22 protein-coding genes and 1 pseudogene are annotated in these 23,926 nt (G+C 67.3%); 15 read left to right on the top strand and 8 right to left on the bottom strand.

The genetic code is table 11. The features are described from left to right. The first annotated feature begins 42 nt into the window (after positions 1-42). The 3 genes from M2282_RS04220 to M2282_RS04210 all read left to right on the top strand — a co-directional run bounded on the left by M2282_RS04220 (position 43) and on the right by M2282_RS04210 (position 2,997). Entirely contained in the window at positions 43-783 is a 741-nt protein-coding gene (locus tag M2282_RS04220) for an RNA methyltransferase (protein ID WP_280807509.1), read from the top strand. A gap of 56 nt (positions 784-839) precedes the next feature. Beyond that, positions 840-1,634: a serine O-acetyltransferase gene (cysE, locus tag M2282_RS04215; protein ID WP_280807717.1), complete on the top strand. Its 795-nt coding sequence runs from the start codon at positions 840-842 to the stop codon at positions 1,632-1,634. Positions 1,635-1,755: 121 nt separating this feature from the next. Continuing rightward, a complete protein-coding gene (locus M2282_RS04210) occupies positions 1,756-2,997 on the top strand; it encodes an MFS transporter (RefSeq protein WP_280807508.1) in 1,242 nt (413 codons plus the stop codon). Between the two features lie 39 nt (positions 2,998-3,036). On the opposite strand, the gene M2282_RS04205 is transcribed toward M2282_RS04210, so the two are convergent. Next, positions 3,037-3,912 (bottom strand): LysR family transcriptional regulator, encoded by an 876-nt coding sequence (locus M2282_RS04205; RefSeq protein ID WP_280807507.1) that lies wholly within the window; start codon positions 3,910-3,912, stop codon positions 3,037-3,039. 107 nt (positions 3,913-4,019) lie between these two features. On the opposite strand from M2282_RS04205, the gene M2282_RS04200 reads away from it, so the two are divergent. After that, positions 4,020-4,958 carry an NADP-dependent oxidoreductase gene (locus M2282_RS04200; protein ID WP_280807506.1) on the top strand — a complete coding sequence of 313 codons (939 nt, stop codon included), beginning with the start codon at positions 4,020-4,022 and terminating at the stop codon, positions 4,956-4,958. A 59-nt stretch (positions 4,959-5,017) separates the two neighbouring features. Next, entirely contained in the window at positions 5,018-5,887 is an 870-nt protein-coding gene (locus M2282_RS04195; protein WP_280807505.1) for an NmrA/HSCARG family protein, read from the top strand. Positions 5,888-5,952: 65 nt separating this feature from the next. Here the strand turns inward: M2282_RS04195 and cadR are convergent, their stop codons facing one another. Next, positions 5,953-6,426, bottom strand: a complete 474-nt coding sequence (cadR, locus tag M2282_RS04190) for a Cd(II)/Pb(II)-responsive transcriptional regulator (protein WP_280807504.1) — start codon at positions 6,424-6,426, stop codon at positions 5,953-5,955. 72 nt (positions 6,427-6,498) lie between these two features. On the opposite strand from cadR, the gene M2282_RS04185 reads away from it, so the two are divergent. Further along, the gene (locus M2282_RS04185; protein ID WP_280807503.1) at positions 6,499-8,787 is read left to right on the top strand and encodes a heavy metal translocating P-type ATPase; all 2,289 of its coding nucleotides are present in this window, start codon (positions 6,499-6,501) and stop codon (positions 8,785-8,787) included. A gap of 2 nt (positions 8,788-8,789) precedes the next feature. On the opposite strand, the gene M2282_RS04180 is transcribed toward M2282_RS04185, so the two are convergent. Next, a complete protein-coding gene (locus tag M2282_RS04180; protein WP_280807502.1) occupies positions 8,790-9,368 on the bottom strand; it encodes a carboxymuconolactone decarboxylase family protein in 579 nt (192 codons plus the stop codon). A gap of 117 nt (positions 9,369-9,485) precedes the next feature. On the opposite strand from M2282_RS04180, the gene M2282_RS04175 reads away from it, so the two are divergent. Both M2282_RS04175 and M2282_RS04170 read left to right on the top strand, forming a co-directional pair. Beyond that, positions 9,486-9,824, top strand: coding sequence for a winged helix-turn-helix transcriptional regulator (locus M2282_RS04175; protein WP_280807501.1), 339 nt, complete (start codon positions 9,486-9,488; stop codon positions 9,822-9,824). 34 nt (positions 9,825-9,858) lie between these two features. Continuing rightward, positions 9,859-11,133, top strand: a complete 1,275-nt coding sequence (locus M2282_RS04170; protein WP_280807500.1) for a cation:proton antiporter — start codon at positions 9,859-9,861, stop codon at positions 11,131-11,133. Positions 11,134-11,154: 21 nt separating this feature from the next. Here M2282_RS04170 and M2282_RS04165 read toward each other — a convergent pair whose 3' ends face one another. Both M2282_RS04165 and M2282_RS04160 read right to left on the bottom strand, forming a co-directional pair. Continuing rightward, positions 11,155-12,483 (bottom strand): heavy metal sensor histidine kinase, encoded by a 1,329-nt coding sequence (locus tag M2282_RS04165; RefSeq protein WP_280807499.1) that lies wholly within the window; start codon positions 12,481-12,483, stop codon positions 11,155-11,157. Next, complete coding sequence (locus M2282_RS04160) at positions 12,480-13,157, bottom strand: heavy metal response regulator transcription factor (RefSeq protein ID WP_280807498.1); 678 nt, start codon at positions 13,155-13,157, stop codon at positions 12,480-12,482. Before M2282_RS04160 ends, M2282_RS04165 begins: the two co-directional genes overlap by 4 nt. 160 nt (positions 13,158-13,317) lie before the next feature. Between M2282_RS04160 and M2282_RS04155 the strand changes: the two genes are divergently transcribed. The 7 genes and pseudogenes from M2282_RS04155 to M2282_RS04125 form a co-directional block, all read left to right on the top strand. Continuing rightward, the gene (locus M2282_RS04155; protein WP_280807497.1) at positions 13,318-13,692 is read left to right on the top strand and encodes a hypothetical protein; all 375 of its coding nucleotides are present in this window, start codon (positions 13,318-13,320) and stop codon (positions 13,690-13,692) included. A 94-nt stretch (positions 13,693-13,786) separates the two neighbouring features. Then, positions 13,787-15,142, top strand: coding sequence for a TolC family protein (locus tag M2282_RS04150; RefSeq protein WP_280807496.1), 1,356 nt, complete (start codon positions 13,787-13,789; stop codon positions 15,140-15,142). 17 nt (positions 15,143-15,159) lie between these two features. After that, on the top strand, positions 15,160-16,521 hold the full coding sequence (locus tag M2282_RS04145; RefSeq protein ID WP_280807495.1) for an efflux RND transporter periplasmic adaptor subunit: 1,362 nt from the start codon (positions 15,160-15,162) through the stop codon (positions 16,519-16,521). Between the two features lie 9 nt (positions 16,522-16,530). Next, the gene (locus M2282_RS04140; protein ID WP_280807494.1) at positions 16,531-19,731 is read left to right on the top strand and encodes a CusA/CzcA family heavy metal efflux RND transporter; all 3,201 of its coding nucleotides are present in this window, start codon (positions 16,531-16,533) and stop codon (positions 19,729-19,731) included. Beyond that, entirely contained in the window at positions 19,682-20,089 is a 408-nt protein-coding gene (locus M2282_RS04135; RefSeq protein WP_280807493.1) for a hypothetical protein, read from the top strand. Before M2282_RS04140 ends, M2282_RS04135 begins: the two co-directional genes overlap by 50 nt. A gap of 312 nt (positions 20,090-20,401) precedes the next feature. Further along, on the top strand, positions 20,402-21,154 hold the full coding sequence (locus M2282_RS04130; protein WP_280807492.1) for an SDR family oxidoreductase: 753 nt from the start codon (positions 20,402-20,404) through the stop codon (positions 21,152-21,154). 24 nt (positions 21,155-21,178) lie between these two features. Then, positions 21,179-21,331: pseudogene (locus M2282_RS04125) on the top strand (cupin domain-containing protein); the annotation flags it as partial. A 33-nt stretch (positions 21,332-21,364) separates the two neighbouring features. Here M2282_RS04125 and M2282_RS04120 read toward each other — a convergent pair. The 3 genes from M2282_RS04120 to yjgA all read right to left on the bottom strand — a co-directional run bounded on the left by M2282_RS04120 (position 21,365) and on the right by yjgA (position 23,914). Beyond that, the gene (locus M2282_RS04120) at positions 21,365-22,513 is read right to left on the bottom strand and encodes a hypothetical protein (RefSeq protein ID WP_280807491.1); all 1,149 of its coding nucleotides are present in this window, start codon (positions 22,511-22,513) and stop codon (positions 21,365-21,367) included. Positions 22,514-22,527: 14 nt separating this feature from the next. Continuing rightward, entirely contained in the window at positions 22,528-23,118 is a 591-nt protein-coding gene (gene mog, locus M2282_RS04115) for a molybdopterin adenylyltransferase (protein WP_280807490.1), read from the bottom strand. A gap of 139 nt (positions 23,119-23,257) precedes the next feature. Continuing rightward, positions 23,258-23,914 (bottom strand): ribosome biogenesis factor YjgA, encoded by a 657-nt coding sequence (gene yjgA / locus M2282_RS04110; protein ID WP_280807489.1) that lies wholly within the window; start codon positions 23,912-23,914, stop codon positions 23,258-23,260. Positions 23,915-23,926: the final 12 nt, after the last annotated feature.

The following is a 23,926-nucleotide window of genomic DNA, read 5'->3' as shown; positions in this document are numbered from 1 at the left end:
GCATTTTACCGGCTCCGCCCGTTAGTGTCTCCAAACCCAGCCATGCGCACCCGTTTCATCCTGATCCAGACCAGCCACGCCGGCAATGTGGGCGCCGCCGCCCGCGCCATGAAAACCATGGGTTTCGACGACCTCGTGCTGGTGGCGCCGCGCTGGGCCAATGTGCTGCGGCGGGAAGAAACCATCCAGCGCGCGAGCGGCGCCTTGGACGTGCTGACCAACGCCCGCATCGTCGAGACGCTGGACGAAGCGCTCGACGGGGTGACCCATCTGTGCGCCACCGCCATGATCCCGCGCGACTTCGGCCCGCCCACCCGCACGCCGCGCGAGCACCTGGAGCCGCTGCGCAAGCAGGGCGACCAGCACGTGGCCTTCCTGTTCGGCTCCGAGCGTTTCGGCATGCGCAATGAAGACGTCTACCGCTGCAACGTGGCGCTGAGCATCCCCACCGACCCGAAATTCGGCTCGCTGAACCTGGGCGCGGCCATCCAGGTGGTGGCCTACGAATGGCGCCTGGCACTGGGCGGTTATGAAGTGCGCGACGCCACGGCGCCGGCGCAGGCGGCCGATGCGCAGGCGGTGGCGGGCATGCTCGACCACTGGGAGCGCTCGCTGGTGGACATCGGTTTTCTCGACCCGGCCGCGCCCAAGAAGCTCATGCCGCGGCTGCAGCAGCTGTTCAACCGGGCCCAGCCCACGCCCGAGGAAATCCACATCCTGCGCGGCATCGCCAAGGCCATGACCGATGCGGCCCGGGCTCCCAGGGGCGGCTCCGGGAGCTAAGACCCCATCGGAAGTACGCGAAGACACCGGGCTTTAGACTGCCCGGCCCTATCGATATAACGACAACAAAGGCAGCGATGTTCTCTCGACTGCGCGCCGACATCCGGTGCATCCTCGAACGCGACCCGGCCGCCCGCAGCGCCTGGGAAGTGATGACGCTCTACCCCGGCTTCCATGCCGTGGTGCTGCATCGTTGGGCGCATGCATGTTGGACGCACGGTTTCAAGTGGGGCGGGCGCTTCATCTCGCAGTTCGCACGCTGGATCACCGGCATCGAGATCCATCCGGGCGCGACGATCGGCCAGGGGCTTTTCATCGACCACGGCATGGGCGTCGTCATCGGCGAGATGGCGGAGATCCATGACAACGTCACCATCTACCAGGGCGTGACGCTGGGCGGCACTTCGCTGGCCAAGGGCGCCAAGCGCCATCCGACGCTGGGCAACGGCGTGATCGTGGGCGCCAATGCGTCGATCCTGGGCGGCTTCACGGTGGGGGCGGGCGCCCGCGTCGGCTCCGGTGCGGTGGTCACCAAGCCGGTGCCTGCCGGCGCCACGGCGGTCGGCAATCCGGCGCGCGTCATCGAGGCCGCCTCGGCCGCGCGGCGCGAGGAGGCCGCCTCGCGCATGGGCTTTTCCGCCTACGGCGTGACGCAGAACGACGATCCGCTGAGCCAGGCCATGCGCGGGCTGATCGACAACGCCTCGGGCCAGGAGCACCAGATCGCGCTGCTGTGGCAGGCGATCGAGAAGCTGTCCGCACACCCCGGAACGAAGGACTGCGTGCCCGGGGATGCGGCGCGCGACGAGTGCTTCGAGGCGGAGAAGCTCACGCAGCTCGTGGGCAAGTAGAGCCCGCGTCTCGCGCTCGATCGCCCTGTTCCCGAGTGCCTGCAGAGGTCGGGCATCGGCGAGACAATCGCGGCGCCTTGGCCCACCCGGCGCGCGGTGGCAGGAAACCGGCCTCTCTTCCATGTCATCCCCGCCCGCCGTTTCGGCCTCGTCCTCCACGCCTCCGTTTTCCCTGTGGCGCATCGCCATCCCGGCCTTCGCACCCTCGCTGCTGTTCGGATTGGGCGAGGGCGCCATCCTGCCGATCGTGCCGCTGACCGCGCGCGACCTGGGCGCTTCCGTGCCCATGGCCGCGCTGGTGATCGCGATGATCGGCATCGGCTCGCTGTTCAACAACATCCCGGCCTCGATGATCACCATGCGCTGGGGCGAGCGCTGGGCCATCGTCGCGGCGGGCGTGTGGAGCGGCCTTGGCATGCTCCTGTGCGTGCTGACCTCGCACCTGGGCCTGTTCGCCACGGGCTGCTTCATGGTGGGCATGTCGCAGGCGGTCTACAACCTCGCGCGCCAGAGCTACATGACCGAGGCGGTGCCCATCGAATACCGCGCGCGGGCGCTGTCGACGCTGGGCGGCGTCATGCGCATCGGCATGTTCGCGGGGCCTTTCCTCGCGGCTGCGGGCGTGCATGCGTTCGGACTGTGGGCCGCCTATGTGGTCGGCATTGTGGCGGTGATGGCGGCCGCGGCCATCGGCGCGCGCATCCCCGACCTGGAGGCGCCGCCGGTCCCGGCCGGGCAGGCGGCGCCCGCCTCGACCTCCATCGTCTCGACGCTGAGGGATCACCGCCGTGTGTTCCTCACGCTCGGCATCGGCGTGGTGCTGGTCAGCGCGGTGCGCGCTTCGCGCCAGGCCGTGATCCCGCTGTGGGCCGACCACCTGATGCTGGCGCCCTCGGTGGCCTCGCTGATCTATGGCCTGGCGGGCGGCATCGACATGCTGGTGTTCTATCCGGCCGGCAAGGTGATGGACCGGAAGGGCAGGCGCTGGGTCGCGGTGCCGTCGATGCTGATCATGGGGCTGGCGATGCTGCTGATGCCTCTCACGTCCGGCGTCGTGACGCTGTTGATCGCTTCGCTGGCGATCGGCTTCGGCAACGGCATCGGCTCGGGAATGATCATGACCTTGGGCGCCGACCACTCGCCGCGTCACGGGCGCGCGCACTTCCTCGGCATATGGCGTTTGATGTCCGATATCGGCTCTTCATGCGGGCCGGCATTGCTGTCTCTGTTGGCGGGTGGGCTGTCGCTTGCTGCGGGGATCGCGGTGACCGGGCTGATCGCCTTTGCTGCGGCGGGGATGCTGGGGTACTGGATTCCGCGGCATCCGCGTGCGGGTGGCAAGGGGCGGGGAGTGGCCCGGTAGTCCAGCAGCCGGCCGTTCGCAAGTGCAACCTACTTTCTTCTAGCCGTTCAGCACGAGAGAGCCCTGCGGATATTGCGCGCACATGAAGTCGACGAACGCCCTGACTTTAGGCGCAGGCAATCGCCTCGATGTGTGCAGGATCCAGAGCGCGACCTCCACACCTGAAACCATGCCCCACTGGACCAGTTCTCCGCGCGTCAATTGGTTCCACGCGATGGACTGCGGCATCAGGGCAGCGCCGGCGCCGGCGATCGCAGCGTCGCGAACCATCAGGAACGAAGAAAGTCTCAGCCGCGGGATCGGCTCCAGGACCAGGCGTCCCTCGTCGAGCGTCCAATTCCCGGCTTGAAAGCTCGTTGAAACGATGGCGGGGACCGGGCTGACCTTGCCTGGCTTCGGCATGGGCACAGAGGGCGCGGCCACGACCACCAGCCGGTCCTTGGCGAAGCACCGGCCCACGAGGCTGCTGTCCGGGGCCGGGTTGATCCGGATCGCGGCATCGAACTGCTCCTCGACAAGGTCGACCAGGCGATCGTCCGCCACCACTTCGCAGCTGACCTCCGGGTAAGCCGCGTAGAACTCGGCGGAGATGCGGCCCATCGCGAGCTGCGAGAAAAGCACCGGCGAAGCAATGCGCAAGCGCCCGCGCGGCACCGACAAGCCCTCGCGCGCCGACGTCATGGCGTCTGCCACTTCGTGCATCGGCCCTTCGGTGCGGTCCATCAGCATCTGCCCGGCTTCCGTGAGCTTGAGCCCGCGGGCGCTGCGCTCGATGAGGCGCACGCCGAGTTGCTCTTCCAGGTCGGCGATGCGCCGGGACAGCGTCGCCTTCGATCTGCCGCTCGCGCGGCTTGCCTTGCCGAGGCCGCCGTTCATTGCGACGAGTGCGAAGTCGCTCAGTGCGTTCAGGTCCATGGTGTTCCGTATTTGAAACGAGGTGTCTTCATTTTCGGGTCTTTGTTTTGCCAATGCAACGACTTATCTTCTCCCCATCGCAACTCAACTCAACTGGAGAAACTGAAATGACCACCATCACTCAACGCGCTGTACTGATCCGGACCTATGGCGGTGCTGCCGCTGCCGAGGTCGCCGAGATCGCGAGGCCCACGGCGGGGCAGGGCCAGGTCCTGGTCCGCGTCCGGGCCGCCGGCGTGAACGGCATCGACTGGAAGGTTCGTGAAGGCTTCGTCAAAGACGCTTTCCCGCTTCAACTGCCCGCTGTGCTGGGCATCGAGCTTGCAGGGGTTGTCGAAGCCCTTGGCGCTGAGGCCTCGCGTTTTCGCATCGGCGACCGCGTCATGGGTCCGCTCGGCGCCCTGGGTGCCTATGCCGAGTTCGTGGCGGTCGACGAAGCCAAGCTCGTGCGCACGCCGCAAGGCCTGGACGACGTGCATGCGGCCGCCATCCCGGTGGCGTCCGTGGCAGCCTGGCAAAGCCTGCATCACGCAGGTCCCATTGCCGCCGGCCAGCGAATCCTGATTCACGGCGCGGCGGGCGGGCTGGGCGGCTATGCGGTGCAGTACGCCAAGCAGGCGGGCGCCGAAGTCTTCGCAACGGCGTCGACCGCGCACGTCGAGTACGTGCGCAGCCTGGGCGCGGACCACGTCATCGACTACCGCACCGAACGCTTCGAATCGGTCGCGACCGACATCGACCTGGTGCTCGACTACGTCGGCGGCGAAGTGCTCGATCGCTCGTGGCAGGTGTTGAAGAAAGACGGCGCGATCGTCGGCACGTCCTCGCCGGACATCCTTGCACGCACGCCCGCCGGCCGGCGCGGACTGTGGTTCATGAACCAGCCGGACACCGCGCTTCTGGAGCGGCTCGCGGCGGAGATCGCCCAAGGCACGCTGATCTCGAAGCTCGACGAAGTCGTGGGCTTCGACGACATCCCCGCGGCCATCGAACGCAATCGCACCGACCCGCGCATCGGCAAGGTCGTTGCCGACTTCTCGCGCTGATCGACCTCGCTACCTCTTTCCCCCTTCAACCCGTTTCTTTCAACCACCTGGAGATTTCCATGAGCATTCTCATCACCGGTGCCACCGGCACCATCGGCTCCCTCGTCGTCCAAGGCCTGGCCAGTGCCGGCGCCGAAGTCAGCGCCTTCGTCCGCACGCCCGGAAAGCATAGCTTCCCGGCCGGCGTCAAGGAGGTCGTCGGCGACCTGACCGACGTGCCTTCGATGCGCGCGGCGCTCTCGTCGGTGCGCACGCTGTTCCTGCTGAACGCCGTCACGCCCGACGAAGTGACCCAGGCCCTCGTTGCGCTGAGCCTGGCGCGCGAGGCCGGCATCGAGCGCATCGTCTACCTGTCGGTCATCCATGCGGACAAGTTCACCGACGTGCCGCACTTCACCGGCAAGCACACGGTCGAGCGAATGATCGAGAGCCTCGACATTCCCGCGACCATCCTTCGGCCGGCCTACTTCATGCAGAACGAGCGCACCGTCCAGCAGGTGATCCAGGGCTACGGCGTCTACCCGATGCCGATCGGCTCGTCGGGCGTCGCAATGATCGATGCGCGAGACATCGCGGATGTCGCCGTCGCCGAACTGCTGCGCCGCGACCGCGCGCCCGCACCGTTGCCGCGCGTGATGCTCGAGCTGGTCGGGCCCGAGCTGTTGACTGGAGAGTCGGTGGCCAAGGCCTGGAGTGCCGCGCTCGGTCGCGAAGTGACTTACGGCGGCGATGACGTGGCGGCCTTCGAGGCACAGATGGCCTCATTGGGACCGTCCTGGCTTGCCTACGACATGCGCCTGATGATGGCGGGAATCCAGAAGTTCGGCATGCACGGCGCGGAAGGCGCGGCGGATCGCCTGCAGGCCATCCTCGGGCGCCCCCTGCGCAAGTACACCGACTTCGTCAAGGAGACCGTTGCCGCATCGTAGGCGGCGCGATTCCGCCGCTTTTGAGCACCGGGGCGATGTGGGAAGCGTCGCCCTGGATTCACCCCTCAACCGGACCGCTTTCCCGCCGTGTTGTGCAGCGAGCCATGCACATGCCCCGCGTGCTGCCCGAAGGCCTCGGGTGCGAGCGTGGCGGTGTCCAGTTCCTGAAGAATGCCGCAGGCGTTCGCGGACTCGGGCCCGCCGCACTGCAGGCGCAGCGCCTTCAATTGCTTCTCGAGGGTCTTCAGTTCGGAGATGCGCGCTGCCACGTGGCCGATGTGGTCGTCCAGCAGCTGGTTGACCTGGCCGCAGTCGTCCTGCGGCGCGTCGCGGAATTTCAGCAGGCTGCGGATTTCGTCGAGCGTCATGTCCAGCGAGCGGCAGCGCCGGATGAAGCCCAGGCGCTGGGCGTGCTCGTCGTCATAGATGCGGTAATTGCCATCGGTGCGCGCGGGCTCGGGCAGCAGCTGCTCACGCTCGTAGTACCGGATGGTTTCGACCGGCGTGTTCGCGGCCTTGGCCAGTTCACCGATTTTCATGATGCGGCAAATCCGAAGTGAAGGAATTCTGCGTTTGACTCTACACCTGCTTCAGGGTTTCCAATGGACTTCATGACGAACCAGAACGCCCTGAAGCCGGTGACACCAGCCCTTGATCAAGACCACGACCATGGTCACGACCGCTCGCATGGCCACGCGCATGCCCATGCCGAAACAAGCTGCTGCGGCAGCCCGGTCTGCGGTTCGTCGCCTGCCGTGGACACCGCCGACATCCCCAAGGGCGCCTTGCTCTTTCGCATTCCCACGATGGACTGTGCGGTCGAAGAATCCGAAATCCGGCGCGCGCTCGAGCCGGTTGCCGGCATCCAGGGGCTGCGCTTTCGCCTCCGCGAGCGCACCATGGCCATCACGGCCGACGATGGCGCGCTGCCCCAGGCGCTCGATGCGATCCGCAAGGCAGGCTTCAAGCCCGAGCCTGTCGGAGACACGGCCGCCCCGGCCGCCCCTGCGCGTATCGCGGGAATGAGCACCGGCCTCGCGCGACTCGTCGCCGCGCTGGTGCTGGCGATCGCGGCCGAGTCGATCTCTTTCCTGGCCCTCGAGGGCAAGGGCTTCATGGCCGCCGAAATGGTGCTCGCGCTCGCAGCCATCGGCCTGGCCGGCCTCGACACCTACAAGAAGGGTTTCGGCGCACTGGTGCGCGGCCGCCTCAACATCAACGCGCTGATGGCCGTCGCCGTGACCGGCGCCTTCGTCATCGGCCAGTGGCCCGAGGCGGCGATGGTGATGGCGCTCTACGCGATTGCCGAACTGATCGAAGCCCGTGCCGTGGACCGTGCCCGCAATGCGATCCAGGGTCTGCTTGCGCTCGCGCCCGAGCAGGCCGAGGTGAGGCAGCCCGACGGCAGCTGGCAGACCGTGATGGCCGATGCGGTGCCGCTCGACGCCATCGCCCGCATCCGACCCGGCGAGCGCGTGCCGCTCGACGGCGTGGTGACCGCGGGCCTGAGCGCCATCGACCAGGCGCCGGTCACGGGCGAGAGCATCCCGGTCGACAAGACCGTGGGCGACCCGGTCTTCGCGGGCACCATCAACCAGACGGCCGCGCTGGAGTTTCGCGTGACGGCGGTGGCGGCCAACACCACGCTCGCGCGCATCATCCACGCGGTCGAAGAGGCGCAGGGCACGCGCGCGCCCACGCAGCGGTTCGTCGACAAATTCGCCGCCGTCTACACGCCCACGGTGTTCGTGCTGGCGCTGGCGATCGCGCTGTTCACGCCCCTGTTCATGGACTGGACCTGGCTGCAGGCCCTCTACAAGGCGCTGGTGCTGCTGGTCATTGCCTGCCCGTGCGCGCTGGTGATCTCGACACCGGTCACGGTGGTGAGCGCGCTCGCATCGGCGGCGCGGCGCGGCATCCTGATCAAGGGCGGCACCTACCTTGAAGAGGCGCGCAAGCTGAAGGCGGTGGCGCTCGACAAGACGGGCACCATCACGGAAGGCAAGCCGAAGCTGGTCGAATCGACGCTGCTCGATGCATCGGGCAACGAGGCGGCGGTGTTCGCGATGGCCGCGAGCATCGCGGGCCGTTCGGACCATCCGGTGTCCAAGGCCATCGCCGAAGGCCTGAAGGGCGACCGCGCAGAGGTCGGCGACTTCACCGCGTTGCCGGGCCGCGGCGTGCAGGCTGTGCTGGCAGGACAGAGCTACATGCTCGGCAACCACCGCCTGATCGAAGAGAAGGGCCTCTGCACGCCGGCGCTCGAAGCCGAACTCAAGCGCCACGAGGAAGCGGGTCGCACTGTGACGCTGCTCGCATCGAGTAAGGCGGTGCTCGCGCTCTTCGCCGTCGCCGACACGATCAAGGAATCGTCGCAAGCCGCGGTGGCCGAGCTGCGCGCCCTGGGCGTCGTGCCCGTGATGCTCACCGGCGACAACGCCGCAACCGCCAGGACCATCGGTGCCCACGCCGGCATCGAGGACGTGCGCGGCAACCTGCTGCCCGAGGAAAAGCTCGGCGCCATCAAGGCCATGCAGGAGCGCTACGGCGCAGTGGCGATGACCGGCGACGGCATCAACGACGCACCGGCGCTGGCGCAGGCCGACATCGGCTTCGCCATGGGCGGCGCGGGCACCGACACGGCGATGGAAGCCGCCGACGTGGTCATCATGAACGACGACCTGCGCCGCATCCCCGAGACCATCCGCCTCTCGCGCCGCGCGCATGCGGTGCTGTGGCAGAACATCACGCTGGCGCTCGGCATCAAGGGCGTGTTCTTCGTGCTCGCGGTGTTCGGCAGCGCGACCATGTGGATGGCGGTGTTCGCGGACATGGGGGCGAGCCTCTTGGTGGTGGCGAATGGGCTGCGGTTGATGCGAAGCGAGAAGACCGGAGGCTGAGGCTACCAACGCGCAGCCCACGTTTCCAACGGCACACGCGCCGCATTGCACACATAGCTCACCGCGTGGTACCAACCCGCGATCATCATCAGCTCGATCAGCTGCGCGTGGCTCCAGTGCGCGTTCAATGCGTCCCAGAGCGCATCGTCGACATGGCTCGTGTCGTGCAACTGATCGACGAGCCGCACCAGCAGCCGGTCGCGCGGTGCGAGGAGTTCAACGTCTTCGTCCACCGACACCATCACGCGCCGGTCGACTGCGTTGAACCCTGCCGCATCGGCGAAGGCTGCAACGTGCACGCCCCATTCGTACTCGGCACCGCAGCGGGCGCAGGCGCGCGTGATCACCACCTCGCGGTCGCGCAGGTTCACGGCGGCGTTGCGGCCCAGCAGATAGCGGCCCAGGCCCAGCGTCCGCTCGGCGAGTTCCGGGTTGATGGCGAGCACGCGAAAGAGCGCGAGTATCTCGGGCCTTCCGGGCGGGTTCATCCGCGCCAGCAAGTCGGCGATCGGTTCGGGGAAGGGCGCTTCGAGCGGGGGAATGCGAGGCGTGCGAGCGCTTTGCAAGGCGGCGGTCGTCATGGGCGGGTCCTTTGTAGAATGCGTTGAGATCGCTACGAAAAGCGTAGCGATTCGGCGCAGTCTATCGCTACGCAATCCGTAGCGCAATGGCGGCCGTTCGATCACCGGAAGCAGGACATGGAAAACGAAGAAGCATCGACCTCGCCGCCCGCGGCCACCGCAGCGCGGCGGCCCATCATGCAGCTGCTGGAGCAACTGGGCCGCAAGGGCACGCTGCGTATCCTCTGGGAGCTGCGCGACGGCCTGCCGCAGAGCTTCAGGGCGTTGCGGATGAGCACGGACCAGATGTCGCCCTCGGTGCTGAACGACCGGCTCAAGGAGCTGCGCGCGGCCGGGGTCGTCGAACTCTCGGGCACGGGCTACCTGCTCACCGAGGCGGGCGGCGAACTCGTCAAGCGGCTGACACCGCTCAACCAGTGGGCCAACCGCTGGATCGCGCCGGGCGAAGAGAACTAACATCGGGCGCTTCTTTCCCTCGCCCGGTCCGTCCATGCCAGTCACCACCCTGCTGCTGCAACTCGTCGTCATCCTCACCACAGCGCGCATTTGCGGCTGGGTGCTGCGCTACCTGGGGCAGCCCAGCGTGGTGGGCGAGATGGCCGCGGGCCTGATGCTCGGGCCGGCGGTGATGGGCGCGCTCTTCCCCTCGCTGCATGCGCAGCTGTTCGCCAAGGATCTGCTGCAGGGGCTCTCGTCGCTGTCGACCGTGGGGCTGGTGCTGTTCATGTTCGTCGTCGGGCTGGAGCTGCGGTCCTCGCAGAACATGCGCTCGCAACTCAAGGCGGCCGGTGCCGTGGGCGTGCTCAGCGTGATCGTGCCGCTGGCGCTGGGCCTGGCGATCTCGCCCACGCTGTATCCCGCGCTCGCACCGGCCGGCGTGGCGTTCTGGCCCTTCGCGCTCTTCATGGCGGCGGCGCTGTCGATCACGGCCTTTCCCGTCATGGCGCGCATCCTGAAAGACCGCGGCATGACGCGCACCCCGTTCGGCCAGCTCTCGCTGAGCGCCGCGGCGGTGGTCGATGTGTTCGCCTGGATCCTGCTGGCCTTCGTGGTGGCCATGGTGGGTGCGGGCGAGGGCTACACGGGCCTCATCAAGATCACGGTCGGCGTGGTGGTGATGCTGGCCTTCCTGTTCTTCGGGCTGAAGCCGGCCTTTGCCTGGCTGCTGCGCGTGAAGGCGCCCGATGGCGAGCCGTCGACCACGGTGATGGCCTCGCTGATGATCGGCCTCCTGGTCACCGCGCTGCTCACTGAATGGCTGCACCTGCACGCGGTGTTCGGCGCCTTCCTGTTCGGCGCCTGCCTGCCGCGCGACGACCGCCTCTTGCGTTCGCTGAGCGAGCGCATCGAGCCCATCTCCATCGTCGTGCTGATGCCGCTCTTCTTCGCGCTCGCCGGGCTGGGCACCACCGCCAGTGCATTCACCGGCACGAGCCTCGGCGCGATGCTGCTGATCATCGGCGTGGCCACCGTCGGCAAGATCGCCGGCGGCGCGGCCGGTGCCCGCATGGCGGGCTACAGCTGGCGCGACAGCATGGCCACCGGCTCGCTGATGAATGCGCGCGGGCTGATGGAGCTGATCGTCATCAAGATCGGCTTCGACGTGGGCCTGATCGGTCCCGAGCTGTTCACGATGCTGCTGGTGATGGCGCTCGCCACCACCGCGATGACCGGGCCGCTGATGACGCTGTGCATCGGCCGCAAGACGAAGACGGCTGCCGATGCGGGGGCCCCGGCCGAAGCCGAGGCGCACGCCAAGCCCTGAGCACGCCGGCTTGCGCTGGCCTCAGCCCTTGCGGCGCACGGTGAAGCCGATGCGCGTTTCTCCACCCTCGCTCGATGCGAACACGCGCCCGCCGTGCATGCGCGCGATGGCCTCGACGATGGCAAGGCCCAGACCGTGGTGCCGGGTCGAGCCGTCTCGCGCCTGCGCCGCGCGATAGAAGCGCTCGAACAGGCGAGGGAGCGCAGCCGGATCGATCGGCTCGCCGCGGTTGACGACCGAGAGGGTGAATCCGTCGTCGTCCTGCGCGAACTCGATGCGGATCGTCGAAGCCGGCGCGGCAAAGCGGATCGCATTGCCCAGCAGGTTGGAGAGCGCGCGGCGGACCAGCGCGGCGTCCACGTCCGCCATCGCGTCGCCGGCCACTTCGGCCTTCAGCCCCGCCTCGTCGAGCATCGCGTCGTAGAAGTCGATCACGTCGCGCGCCTGCGCCGCCAGGCTCACGACGGCGCGCGAGCGCGTCGAGGTGCCGCGGTCGGCCTTCGAGAGAAACAGCATGTCGGTGACGATGCCCGAGAGCCGGCCGATCTCCTCGAGGTTGGAGGCCAGCACGCCCTGCAGCTCCTCGTTGGAGCGTTGCCGCGCGAGCGCGAGTTCGGTCGAGCCGATCAGGTTGGCGAGCGGCGTGCGCAGTTCGTGCGCCACGTCGGCGTTGAAGGATTCGAGCTGCACGTAGGCGCGCTGCACCCGCAGCAGCAGCGCGTTGAACTGCGTGATCCAGGGGCGGAGTTCCTCGGCGAAAGCCAGCGCATCGATCGGCTGGTCGGCCTTGTCCGGCGCCATGGCCGCAGTTCGGTCGGCCAGCGCCTTCAGCGGACGCAAGCCGCGCCGCACGAGCCACATGCCGGTGAGCGACACCAGCGCGGTGCCCAGCACCACGGCGCCGAGCAGCGTCCATGCGAGCCGCTCGAGCAGCCGCGCTTCCTGCGCCACATTCACGCCGAGCTGCACCTGCAGCTGCGTTGTCAGGCCATCCTGCTGCCAGGGCACCGTCAAGGCGTGTTGCAGCCAGCGGCCACCGGCCGAGGGCCGGGATTGAAAGAGCACCTTGCCTGCATGCGAGATCGTCAGGCTCACGTCGTCCTGCATCGAGAAGAAGTCGTCGAGCTTGTGCTTGAGGAAGACGAGGTCGCCGCCTTTCTCCGCTTCCTTCAGCAGGTGCTGCACCAGCACTGCTTTCTGGTCGAGCTCGTCCTCCTGCTTCTGGCCGAAGTTCCAGGCCGTCACGAGGTAGATGGCGAGGCAGATCACGCTGAGCCCGAACAGCGTCTGCGCAGCGATCCAGAGCGAGAGCCGGCGCTGGATCGAGTTCGCCCGCGGCCGGGGGTTCATGCCCAGGAGCGGTCTTCCAGCACGTAGCCCATGCCGCGCACGGTGTGCAGCAGCTTCACTTCGAACGGATCGTCGATCTTGCTGCGCAGGCGCCGGATGGCCACTTCCACCACGTTGGTGTCGCTGTCGAAGTTCATGTCCCACACCTGCTCGGCGAGCGTGGTGCGCGAGAGGATCTGGCCGCGCCGGCGCAGCAGCACCACCAGCAGCGTGAACTCTTTCGCCGTGAGGTCGAGCCGCGCGCGGTTGCGAAACACCTTGCGGCTCGCCATGTCGAGTTCCAGGTCGGCCAGGCGCAGCACGGTCGAGTCCTGCGCCTGCCCGCGCCGCAGCAGTGCCTGCACGCGCGCCAGCAGCTCGGAGAAAGAGAAGGGCTTGACGAGGTAGTCGTCGGCGCCTTGCTGCAGGCCCTGCACGCGGTCTTCGACCTTGTCGCGCGCGGTGAGCACCAGCACGGGCACGTTCTTAGTGCGGCGTATGGCCTGCAGAACAGCGAATCCGTCGATGCCGGGGAGCATCACATCGAGCAGGACCAGCGCGTAGTCTCCCTCGGTGGCGAGGTAACGGCCTTCGATGCCGTCGCGGGCTATGTCGACGACATAACCGTTTTCCTCCAGCCCCTTTTTCAGGTAGTCGCCCAGTTTGGGTTCGTCTTCGATCACAAGAATTCGCATCATTGGAATCGTACCCAATACCTCTCAAAACACTGGTTACGATTTAGTAATCCTATTGACGGACAAAGCCGCGCCGTCGAGTCGTACATTGCGCCGGGCCCTTCAATCGCAGGGCCTTTAAGCCAGGGGTTTCACGCCCCGTCGATATACTTTTTGGCTCATGCGTCGCTGGCTCCTCATCTTTCTGCTGCTCTTGCTTCCGTTCCAGCTCAGCTGGGCGGCGTCGGCCGCCTACTGCCAGCACGAGCGGGACACGCAGCCCGAGCACTGGGGCCACCACCAGGACGAGCCCAACAGCACCGACCGCACGCACAACGCAGGCGGTGCGAAGCAAGACACCAGCACGCAGCCGAACGGCGCGGTCGGTCACTGCATCGTCAGCCACTTCGGCGTTGCGCAGCACGTGGACATGGCGACTGGCAATGCCGTCAGCGCGCTGCAGTTGCCCCAGGTGCTCCACGCCCGATCGGAAGAGCGTTTCGTTTCCCACGTGTCTGAAGTTCCTGTGCGGCCCGCACGGCCTCTCGCCCTCTGATTCGGCGAGAGAACAACCCCACCACTGATCTCCTTCATCAGCTGAGCTCTCGCCGAATTCGTCCGTCCGTTGTTTCGCAACCCAGGAGAATTCGATGCGCACGCTCTTCGTGCCGCTGGCCGTGCTGGCCTTGGCGGTACCCCCGGCCTATTCCCAAACGCCACAAACGCCACAGACGCAGTCGCAAGCCGCTGTCGCCCCTCTGTCTTCCTCATCCCGCCTGGCCGCGCGAACGCTGGAGCCCGCGGGGCCGCTGACCCTTCGCAGCGCCGTCGCGATGGTGCTGCAGTCCAACCCCAGCCTCGCTGCGGCCTCGCGGGAGCAAGAGGCCACCGAGGGCGCCGTCGTCCAGGCCGGCGCCTGGCCCAACCCGGTGCTCGGCGCGCAGCTGGAAGACCTGCGCCGCGACAACCGCACCACCACGCTGCAGCTGAGCCAGCCGATCGAGTTGGGCGGCAAGCGTGCGGCCCGCGTGACGGCCGCCGAGCGCGCGCGCGACCAGGCCGCGTCGGCGCTCGCTGCACGACGCTCGGAGTTGCGCGCATCGACCGTCACGCTGTTCTTCGACGTGCTGACCGCGCAGGAGCGCCTGCGGCTCGCGCAGGATTCCGTCGGCCTCGCGCAGACCGCGACCAAGGCCGCCGCCAACCGCGTCATGGCCGGCAAGGTCTCGCCGCTGGAGGAAACCCGCGCGCGTGTGGCCGAGGCGGGTGTGCGCGTCGAGCTGCTGCAAGCCGAGGGCACGCTGCGTTCGGCTCGCCAGCAATTGGCGGCGCTGTGGGGCAACCCGGCGCCGCGCTTCACGCAGGTGGAGGGCGCGGTCGATCAACTGCCGACGCTGGCTTCGGCACAGGACGTCGAAGGCCGGCTCTTCGCGGCGCCCGTGCTGCGGCAGGCGCGGCTTGAAGTCGAGCGGCGCGAGGCGCTCACCAGCCTGGAGCAGGCCAAGCGCATCCCCGACATCACCGTGTCGCTCGGCGCCAAGCGCGTGCCGGCGTCCACCGACACCGAAGGTGCGAGCAGCCGCCGCAACCAGGTCGTCGTCGGCCTCTCGGTGCTGCTGCCGATCTTCGACACCAACCGCGGCAACCTCGCTGAAGCATTGAGCCGCGAGGAGAAGGCGCGCGACGACCTCTCCTCGGCCGAACTGCAGCTGGGCGCCGATGTGGCGCAGGCCACCGAGCGCCTGCGTTCGGCGCGCGCCACGGCCGAGACGCTGCAGCGCGATGCGCTTCCCGGCGCCGAGACCGCCTACAGGGCCGCGACCAAGGGCTTCGAGCTGGGCAAGTTCAGCTTTCTCGAAGCGCTCGATGCGCAGCGCACGCTGTTCCAGGTGCGCAACCAGTACCTCGTTGCGCTGGCCGATGCGCACCGCGCGGCCGGCGAACTCGACCGCCTGCTCGGCACCGATGGCGAAGAAACCCTGCACGCGACGCCCGTCGCGCGCTGACACGGACACCCAGGATCATGAGCACAGAAGAACGCAAGACCTTCGCCGAGCGCATCGGCAAGAAGCAGTGGATGGCCATCGTGGCCGTCCTGGTCGTGGGCCTCGCGGTGGGCGCACTCATCCTGCGCACTGCACCGGCCAAGCCCGAGGCGGCCGGGCATTCGGAAGCCGGGGGGCATGCCGATGGCGAGCACCACGAGGAAGGAAAGGCCGAAGGCAAGGACCATGGCCATGACCACGGCCATGAAGAGGCCAAGGGCCATGGCGACAAGGAGCACCACGGCGAGGAGCCCAGGGAGAAGGGTGCTCCCGGCGAAGCGAAGGCCGAATCGACCGCGCACAAGGAAGACGAGGAAAAGATCCCCTTCACCGAAGAGCAGGTCAAGGCGGCCGGCATGGCGATCGAAAGCGCCGGCCCCGCGCGCATCAAGACCTCGCTGCAGCTGCCCGGCGAGATCAAGTTCAACGAAGACCGCACGGCCCACGTGGTGCCGCGCGTGGCGGGCGTGGTCGACAGCGTTTCGGCCAACCTGGGCCAGGAGGTCAAGCGCGGGCAGGTGCTCGCGGTGCTCTCGAGCCCTGGGCTCTCGGAGCAGCGCAGCGCGCTGCAGTCGGCGCAGCGCCGGCTGGAACTGGCCCGCACCACCTACGAGCGCGAGAAGAAACTCTGGGAAGAAAAGATCTCGCCCCAGCAGGACTACCTGCAGGCCCAGCAGGCCATGCAGGAAGCGCAGATCGCGGTGGCCAATGCCAACCAGAAGCTGCTGGCGCTCGGCGCCACGCCAGGTTCGCCCGCGCTCGGCCGCTACGAGCTGCGCGCGCCCTTCGACGGCATGGTGGTCGAGAAGCACATCTCGCTCGGCGAGTCGGTGGGAGAAGCCGTCAACGTGTTCACCATCTCCGATCTCTCGACCGTGTGGGCAGAGATCAGCGTGGCCGCCGGCAACCTGAACCTGGTGCGCATCGGCGAGCCGGTGACCATCCGCTCGACCGCGTTCGATCAGACCGCGAGCGGCACCGTGTCGTACGTGGGCTCGCTCATCGGCGCGCAAACGCGCACCGCCACCGCGCGCGTCACGCTGACCAATCCGCAGCGCGTGTGGCGCCCGGGCCTGTTCGTGAACGTGGAGCTGGTTTCATCTGAGGCGGATGCGCCCGTCACCGTGTCGGCCGATGCGGTGCAGACGGTTGAAGAGAAACCCACCGTCTTCCTCAAGGTGCCCGGCGGCTTCCTGCCGCAGCATGTGCAGACCGGCCGCAGCGACGGCAAACGCATCGAGATCGTGGGCGGCCTGAAGCCCGGCGCGGCCTATGCCGCGAGCGGCAGCTTCGTCATCAAGTCGCAGCAGGGCAAGAGCTCCGCCACGCACACCCACTGAGGACGCCGCATGTTCGAACGAATCATCGGGTTCTCCATCGCGCAGCGCTGGCTGGTGCTGCTCGCCGTGCTCGGCATGGCCGCACTCGGCGTCTTCAGCTACCAGAAGCTGCCCATCGACGCGGTGCCCGACATCACCAACGTGCAGGTGCAGATCAACACCTCTGCACCCGGCTATTCGCCGCTCGAAGCCGAGCAGCGCGTGACCTATCCCATCGAGACGGTGATGGCGGGCCTGCCGGGCCTGCAGCAGACCCGCTCGCTCTCGCGCTACGGCCTTTCGCAAGTGACGGTGATCTTCGAGGACGGCACCGACATCTACTTCGCGCGGCAGCTGGTGAACGAGCGCATCCAGTCCGCGCGCGAGCGCATGCCCGGCGGCATCTCGCCGGTGATCGGGCCGATCTCGACGGGCCTCGGCGAAATCTACCTCTGGACGGTGGAAGCGGAAGAGGGCGCGAAGAAGCCCGACGGCAAGCCCTACACGCCCACCGACCTGCGCGAGATCCAGGACTGGATCATCAAGCCGCAACTTCGCAACGTGAAGGGCGTGACAGAGATCAACTCCATCGGCGGCTACGACAAGGAATACCAGATCGCGCCCGACCCCGCGAAGCTCCTGACGCACGGCCTCACGATGACCGACCTGGTCACCGCGCTGGAACGCAACAACGCCAACGTGGGTGCGGGCTATATCGAGAAGCGCGGCGAGCAGTACCTCATCCGTGCGCCGGGACAGGTGAAGTCGGTGGAAGACATCGGCAATGTGATCCTCGGCAATGCCGGCGGCATTCCGCTGCGCGTGCAGGACGTGGCCGAGGTCGGCATCGGCCAGGAGCTGCGCACGGGTGCCGCCACCGACAACGGCCGCGAAGTGGTGCTGGGCACCGTCTTCATGCTGATCGGCGAGAACAGCCGCACCGTGTCGCAAGCCGTCGACAAGAAGATGCAGGAGGTCAACCGCACGCTGCCCGCGGGCGTGAAGGCGGTGACGGTGTACGACCGCACGGTGCTGGTCGACAAGGCCATCGCCACGGTGAAGAAGAACCTCTTCGAGGGCGCGGTGCTGGTCATCGCGATCCTCTTTCTCTTTCTCGGCAACATCCGCGCGGCGTTGATCACCGCGCTGGTGATTCCGCTGTCGATGCTCTTCACCTTCACCGGCATGGTGAACCAGAAGGTCAGCGCCAACCTCATGAGCCTGGGCGCGCTGGACTTCGGGATCATCATCGACGGGGCGGTGGTGATCGTGGAGAACTGCGTGCGAAGGCTCGCGCATGCGCAGGCCAAACACGGCCGGCCGCTCACGCGCAGCGAGCGCTTTCATGAAGTGTTCGCCGCCTCGCAGGAAGCGCGGCGCCCGCTGCTGTTCGGGCAGTTGATCATCATGATCGTGTACCTGCCGATCTTTGCGCTCACGGGCGTGGAGGGGAAGCTCTTCCACCCGATGGCCTTCACCGTGGTGATCGCGCTGGTGGGCGCGATGATTTTGTCGATCACCTTCATTCCCGCTGCCGTGGCGCTCTTCATCGGCAACAAGGTGAGCGAGAAGGAAAACCGCTTGATGGTATGGGCCAAGCGTGGCTATGAACCGCTGCTCGCGCGCGTGATGACGGCCAAGCCGCTGGTCATCACCACGGCCGTGGTGGCGGTCCTTCTCTCGGGCCTGCTGGCCACGCGGCTGGGCACGGAGTTCGTGCCCAGCCTGAGCGAGGGCGACTTCGCGATCCAGGCGCTGCGCATTCCGGGCACCAGTCTTACCCAGTCGGTGGAGATGCAGAAACAGCTCGAACGCACGCTCAAGGCGAAGTTTCCGGAGATCGAGCGCGTGTTCGCACGCACCGGCACGGCCGAGATCGCATCGGACCCGATGCCGCCGAACATCTCCGACGGCTACATCATGTTGAAGCCCGAGAGCGAGTGGCCCGCGCCGAAACGCACGCGCGCCGAGTTGCTGACGGCGGTGCAGGAAGAAGTCGAGAAGCTGCCAGGCAACAACTACGAGTTCTCGCAGCCGATCCAGCTGCGCTTCAACGAGCTGATCTCCGGTGTGCGCAGCGACGTGGCCGTGAAGATCTTCGGCGACGACATGGCGGTGCTCGACAAGACCGCGGCCGAGGTGTCGAAGGTGCTTTCGGGCATCTCCGGTGCGGCCGAAGTGAAGGTCGAGCAGACCACGGGCCTGCCGATGCTCACGGTGAACATCGACCGCCAGAAGACCGCACGCTACGGCCTGAACGTGGGCGACGTGCAGGACGCGATCTCCATCGCGGTCGGTGGCCGCGAAGCGGGCACGCTGTTCGACGGCGACCGGCGCTTCGACATCCTCGTGCGCCTGCCCGAGAACCTGCGCACGGACCTGGAGGCGATCAAGCGGCTGCCGGTCGCGCTGCCCAAGGGCGCGGGCTCGGAAGGTCAGCGCACCAGCTTCATTCCGCTCGGCGAAGTCGCCACGCTGGAGCTCGCGCCGGGGCCGAACCAGGTGAGCCGCGAGAACGGCAAGCGCCGCATCGTGGTGAGTGCCAACGTGCGCGGCCGCGACCTCGGCTCCTTCGTGGCCGAGGCGGAGGAGGCGATGCGCAAGGTGACCATTCCCACCGGCTACTGGACCGTGTGGGGCGGCCAGTACGAGAACCTGGCCTCGGCCACACAGCGGCTGCAGGTGGTGGTGCCGGTGTCGCTGCTCTTGGTGTTCACGCTGCTGTTCGCGATGTTCGGCAACCTGAAGGACGGCCTGCTGGTGTTCACCGGCATCCCATTCGCGCTCACCGGCGGCATCGTGGCGCTGTGGATGCGCGGCATCCCGCTGTCGATCTCGGCGGCGGTGGGCTTCATCGCACTCTCGGGTGTGGCGGTGCTCAACGGGCTGGTGATGATCTCCTTCATCCGCAACCTGCGCGAAGGCGGCCTGCCGCTCGACGAGGCGATCCGCGAAGGCGCGCTCACCCGGCTGCGGCCGGTGCTGATGACCGCGCTGGTGGCGTCGCTGGGCTTCGTGCCGATGGCGATTGCCACCGGCACCGGTGCCGAGGTGCAGCGCCCGCTGGCGACGGTGGTGATTGGCGGTATCCTGTCCTCGACCGCCTTGACGCTGCTGGTGCTTCCGCTGCTCTATCGCATCGCCCACCGGCGCGATGAAGACGAAGAACTGCAGGACGCCCGTGAGCGGCGCCACGGCGCACCGCTCGATCCTTCTTCAGGTTCTCAATGACATGCGTGCCGCTATTTACTACTTGCTGATGCTCCTGCTCGGATTTGCCTGCTACAAATTCGGGCAAAACTTGCTTCGGAAACCGCGTTGGAATGAGAACGGCGAGCGCACCGAAGGACTTGCAGGGCCGGTCGGACTGCTCATGATTGCCGGCATGGCCTGCTACCTCCTGTTTGCGTTTCTGCGCGCGCTGGTTCGGGGTGAGGTGCCTTGCGTCGGCAAGGCTTGCAGGAATCAGATCTACACCCTGGCGGCAAACGCCGGCGATTACTGGGCCAACATGTTTACCCTCGCGTGGCTGGTGCTTGGCCTGAGCTATGCGGTCTATGTGACGCTCAAGATCTGGTTCCGAGAGTAGCGCCGGGAGGGGCGTCGAACTGCGATGGGGGCGGGTGACCTCCGTTCGCAACGGTGGCGTGTCCGACTTCAGTCGGGCCGATGTAGCCAGTTGCAGCTGGGTCACCGCGAGTCCGAAGCGGTCTTGCTCTTCGCCAAACCGGACGCTCAGCGCCCTTGTCATTGAACGGATGGGAGGGCCGTCACCCACGGTCGCGTGATCTTCGGCGGGTTTTCGGACTCGGTGTCACAAACGCCCCCCACTGGACGTCTTGCTTGCATGGACGCCCATGGGGGGCGTACCTTTTTGACCCCTATCACCGAGGAATCGACCATGAAGATCGTCATCATCGGAGGCTCCGGCCTCATCGGCTCCAAGCTTTCTGCCCTGTTGCGCCACGCCGGCCACGAGGTCAACGCGGCTTCACCCTCCACGGGCGTCAACACGCTCACCGGCGAAGGCCTGAAGGAGGCCTTGGACGGCGCCCAGGTCGTCGTCGACGTGGCGAATTCGCCCTCGTTCGAGGACGAGCCTGCGCTGCATTTCTTCGATACCGCGGGGCGCAACCTCCTTGCCGCCGAAGCAGAGGCCGGCGTGGCGCATCACATCGCGCTGTCGGTGGTCGGCACCGATCGCCTGCTGGCCAGCGGCTATTTCCGTGCCAAGCAGCGGCAGGAAGAGCTGATCGAGGCCTCGCCCGTGCCCTGGACCATCGTGCAGGCCACGCAGTTCTTCGAGTTCGTGGCCGGCATCGCCGACGGGAGCGTGCGGAGCGGCGAAGTGCGGCTCTCGAATGCGTTGATACAGCCGATGGCGGCGGATGACGTTGCCGCCGCGCTGGCCGCGGTGGTGGCCGAGCCGCCCGCGAAAGGGCGCATCGAGATCGCGGGGCCGGAGGCGCTGCCGCTCGACGCCCTGGTGCGCCGCCTGTTCGCAGCGACCGGCGACAAGCGGCCGGTCGTCACCGATGCAGAGGCCAGCTACTTCGGCGTGCAGCTCGACGACCGCTCGCTGACGCCCGGCACCGCCCCGCGCCTCGGGACCACCCGCTTCGCGGACTGGCTGGCGCAGCGCGCGCGAGCCTGAGCCCTCGACCCCCCGCCTTTTTAAAAAGGAGCTCAGCTGACCCCGGGCCAGACCTTCTACGAAGGCCCGAACGACATCCACACCGTAGGTCGCAACGCCAGCAAGACCAAGCCTGCGAAGTTCCTGGTGACGATGGTCAAGGACAAGGGCGCGCCGTTGCTCACGCTGGTGAAGTAACGCACGGCGCCGCATGGCGCTGTGAATGGGCACTCAGACCAGGCCGCGGGCCTTCAGGAGGGTCCAGCGCCCGGGCGCGACGGCGGCTTTCATGGCCTTCAGCGGATCGATCTCGCCGGTGTTGTCCGCATGCGCGACGACGAAATCGTCGCTCGTGTTCAGCATGGCGTGCGCGGCGGGTGCGTTGAAATGCGCTGCCAGGTTCTTCAGCACGCGCATTGCAGAGACTGTGCTTTGGCGCAGGTCCATCAACTGGTTGTGCAGCAGGCAGGCTTCTTTCAGTGCCGCATCGTCGAACCAGAGCTCGTGTGCATCGCCTTGCACTTCGCGGATTTCGTCGGGCGCCCAGAGGTAGTAGCCCACGTCTTCGCCGGCTTCCAGCACCGACCGCCGGTACGGCTCGCGGCCCCACACCAGGAACGGTGGCCACGCGGCGCCGAAGTCTTCCTGGGTGTAGCAGATCAGCAGGCAGTAGATTGCTTCGTCCAAGGGGATCTGCGCCAGCGCGCGCGTGATCGCTTCGGTGAGCAAACTCTCGACCCGGGCCGCGACCGTGGCCAGCGTCTCGCCCTTGCGCGGGCGGCGGTAGCTCAGCCGGGTCTGGCCGCTGGGCGTGCCATCGTCTTCGAGGTATTCGAGCGTGATGGTGTCGAGCCGTGCCGCTTCGTCGTAACGATAGACATGTTGGCAGAGCCAGGTCTTCCGGCTCTCGGCCCAGTTGGACATGACGGCGCGCTGCAGTTGGCCGTTCTCCCACACATAGTTCGTGTCGACGCCCTCGCGGCCACGGCTGATGTGTTGCGAATCCAGCAGGCCGTCGGCGGGGCGATACCGGTATTGATGGACAGAGACGAGCCAGGGTGCGCCTTCGTGCACCTCCAGCTGCAGGCCGGTACGCCGGTCGGCTTCGTGCAGCCAGGCGGTGACGCGGCCCCGGCTTTGGCGCTGCAGCATCAACCGGCCTGCGGCGTCGAAGCCGTGATGGACGTGACGCTCGGGGTCTGCCTTGTCGTCGGCCAGCCACTTGGGCGCGGGGCCGCCGTACTGCTCGCGCATGAAGGGAGCGCTCTCGCCCATCGACTCGGTGGCCCAGCGCCACGACACGGCGTGTGCGGTGCAATCTGCCAGCAGTTGTGCGGCGTGGATGCCGTTCGCGTACTTGCGGTGAATGTCCGCGAGCATCGTCCCGGCAATCTTCAACGGGGAGGGCGGATCGCCGATTTCGGCCGGAAAGTCTTGCAGACCGCGTCGTCGGTCTCCAGGTACGGCCCGCCGATCAGGTCGATGCAGTAGGGCACCGCCGCGAAGATGCCAGGCACGATCTGGGTACCGTCGGCATCCTTCAACCCTTCGAGCGTTTCCGCGATCGACTTCGGCTGGCCGGGCAGGTTGATGACGAGGCTCCTGTCGCGGATCACCGCCACCTGGCGCGAGAGGATCGCGGTCGGCACGAAGCGCAGGCCGATCTGGCGCATCTGCTCGCCGAAGCCGGGCATTTCCTTGTGGGCGATGGCCAGCGTGGCTTCGGGGGTCACGTCGCGCAGCGCGGGCCCGGTGCCGCCGGTGGTCAGCACCAGCGAGCAGCCGGCGTCGACCAGTTCGATCAGCGTGGCGCTGATCAGGGCTGTTTCGTCGGGAATCAGGCGCGGTTCGAATTCGAGCGGATTCTTCAGCGCCCGGCCGAGCCATTCCTTCAGCGCAGGCAGGCCTTTGTCCTCGTAGGTGCCGCTGGAAGCGCGGTCGCTGACGGAGACGATGCCGATGCGGACGGGGTCGGGTGTGTTCATGGCTTTGGAGTGGCTCCTTCCCCTTCCGGGGGAAGGTTGGGATGGGGGCAGGCGGCGTTGGCGGCGCCATGGCCGTTCGAAGGCCGTCGTGCCCCCACCCCTCCCCTCCCCCGGGAGGGGAGGGAGAAAGACGCGAAACTCACGCGTCCTCTTCCCGGTCCTGTGCGGCGGCGGCAGCGGCGTGGTCCGCACCGCCATGCACGGCCAGTTGTTCCCGCACCAGCTGGAATATCTCGCGGTAGGCCTTGCCCTGGCGGGGGGCCTCGCCGGCCGGGCCGGTCTTCATGTCCTTGCGGGCCTGGCGCACCAGGGCGCGCAGTTGTTGCGAGTCGGTGGCGGGGTGCGTTTCGATCCAGCCGCCGAGGGCGTCGTCGTCGGCAATCAGCCGGTCGCGCCAGCGCTCGGCCTCGTGCAGGGCGGCGGTTTCGGCGGCCGGCGTGCTGTTCTGCTCGGTCAGGGCGAGCTTCACGGCTTCCAGCGTGGGCTCGTCGAGCTTGCGCATCAGCTTGCCGATGAACTGCATCTGGCGGCGCTTGCCCTCGAAATTGGTGATGCGCTTGGCCTCGACGACGGCATCGACGAGTTTTTCGCCAAGCGGCAGCGCGTTGAACAGGGCCGCGCGCAGGCCGAGCAGTTCCTCGCCGAGCTTTTGCAGTTCGTCGCTTTCGCGCTTGAGATCGGTGCGGCTGGCTTCGTCGGTGCCCTTGAGCTCACGCTTGAGCTCCAGGTCGAGTTCGCTGCCTTCGGCGACGAACTGGCCACGGACGAAATAGCCTTTTTTGGGTTTGCGGGACATGTGGGTGGATTC

The sequence above is a fragment of the Variovorax boronicumulans genome (assembly GCF_029892485.1).
GTDB classification, from domain to species: Bacteria; Pseudomonadota; Gammaproteobacteria; order Burkholderiales; family Burkholderiaceae_C; genus Variovorax; species Variovorax boronicumulans_B.
The sequence above is the reverse complement of the archived record's forward strand: the minus strand, read 5'-3'. Positions and strand labels throughout refer to the sequence as shown.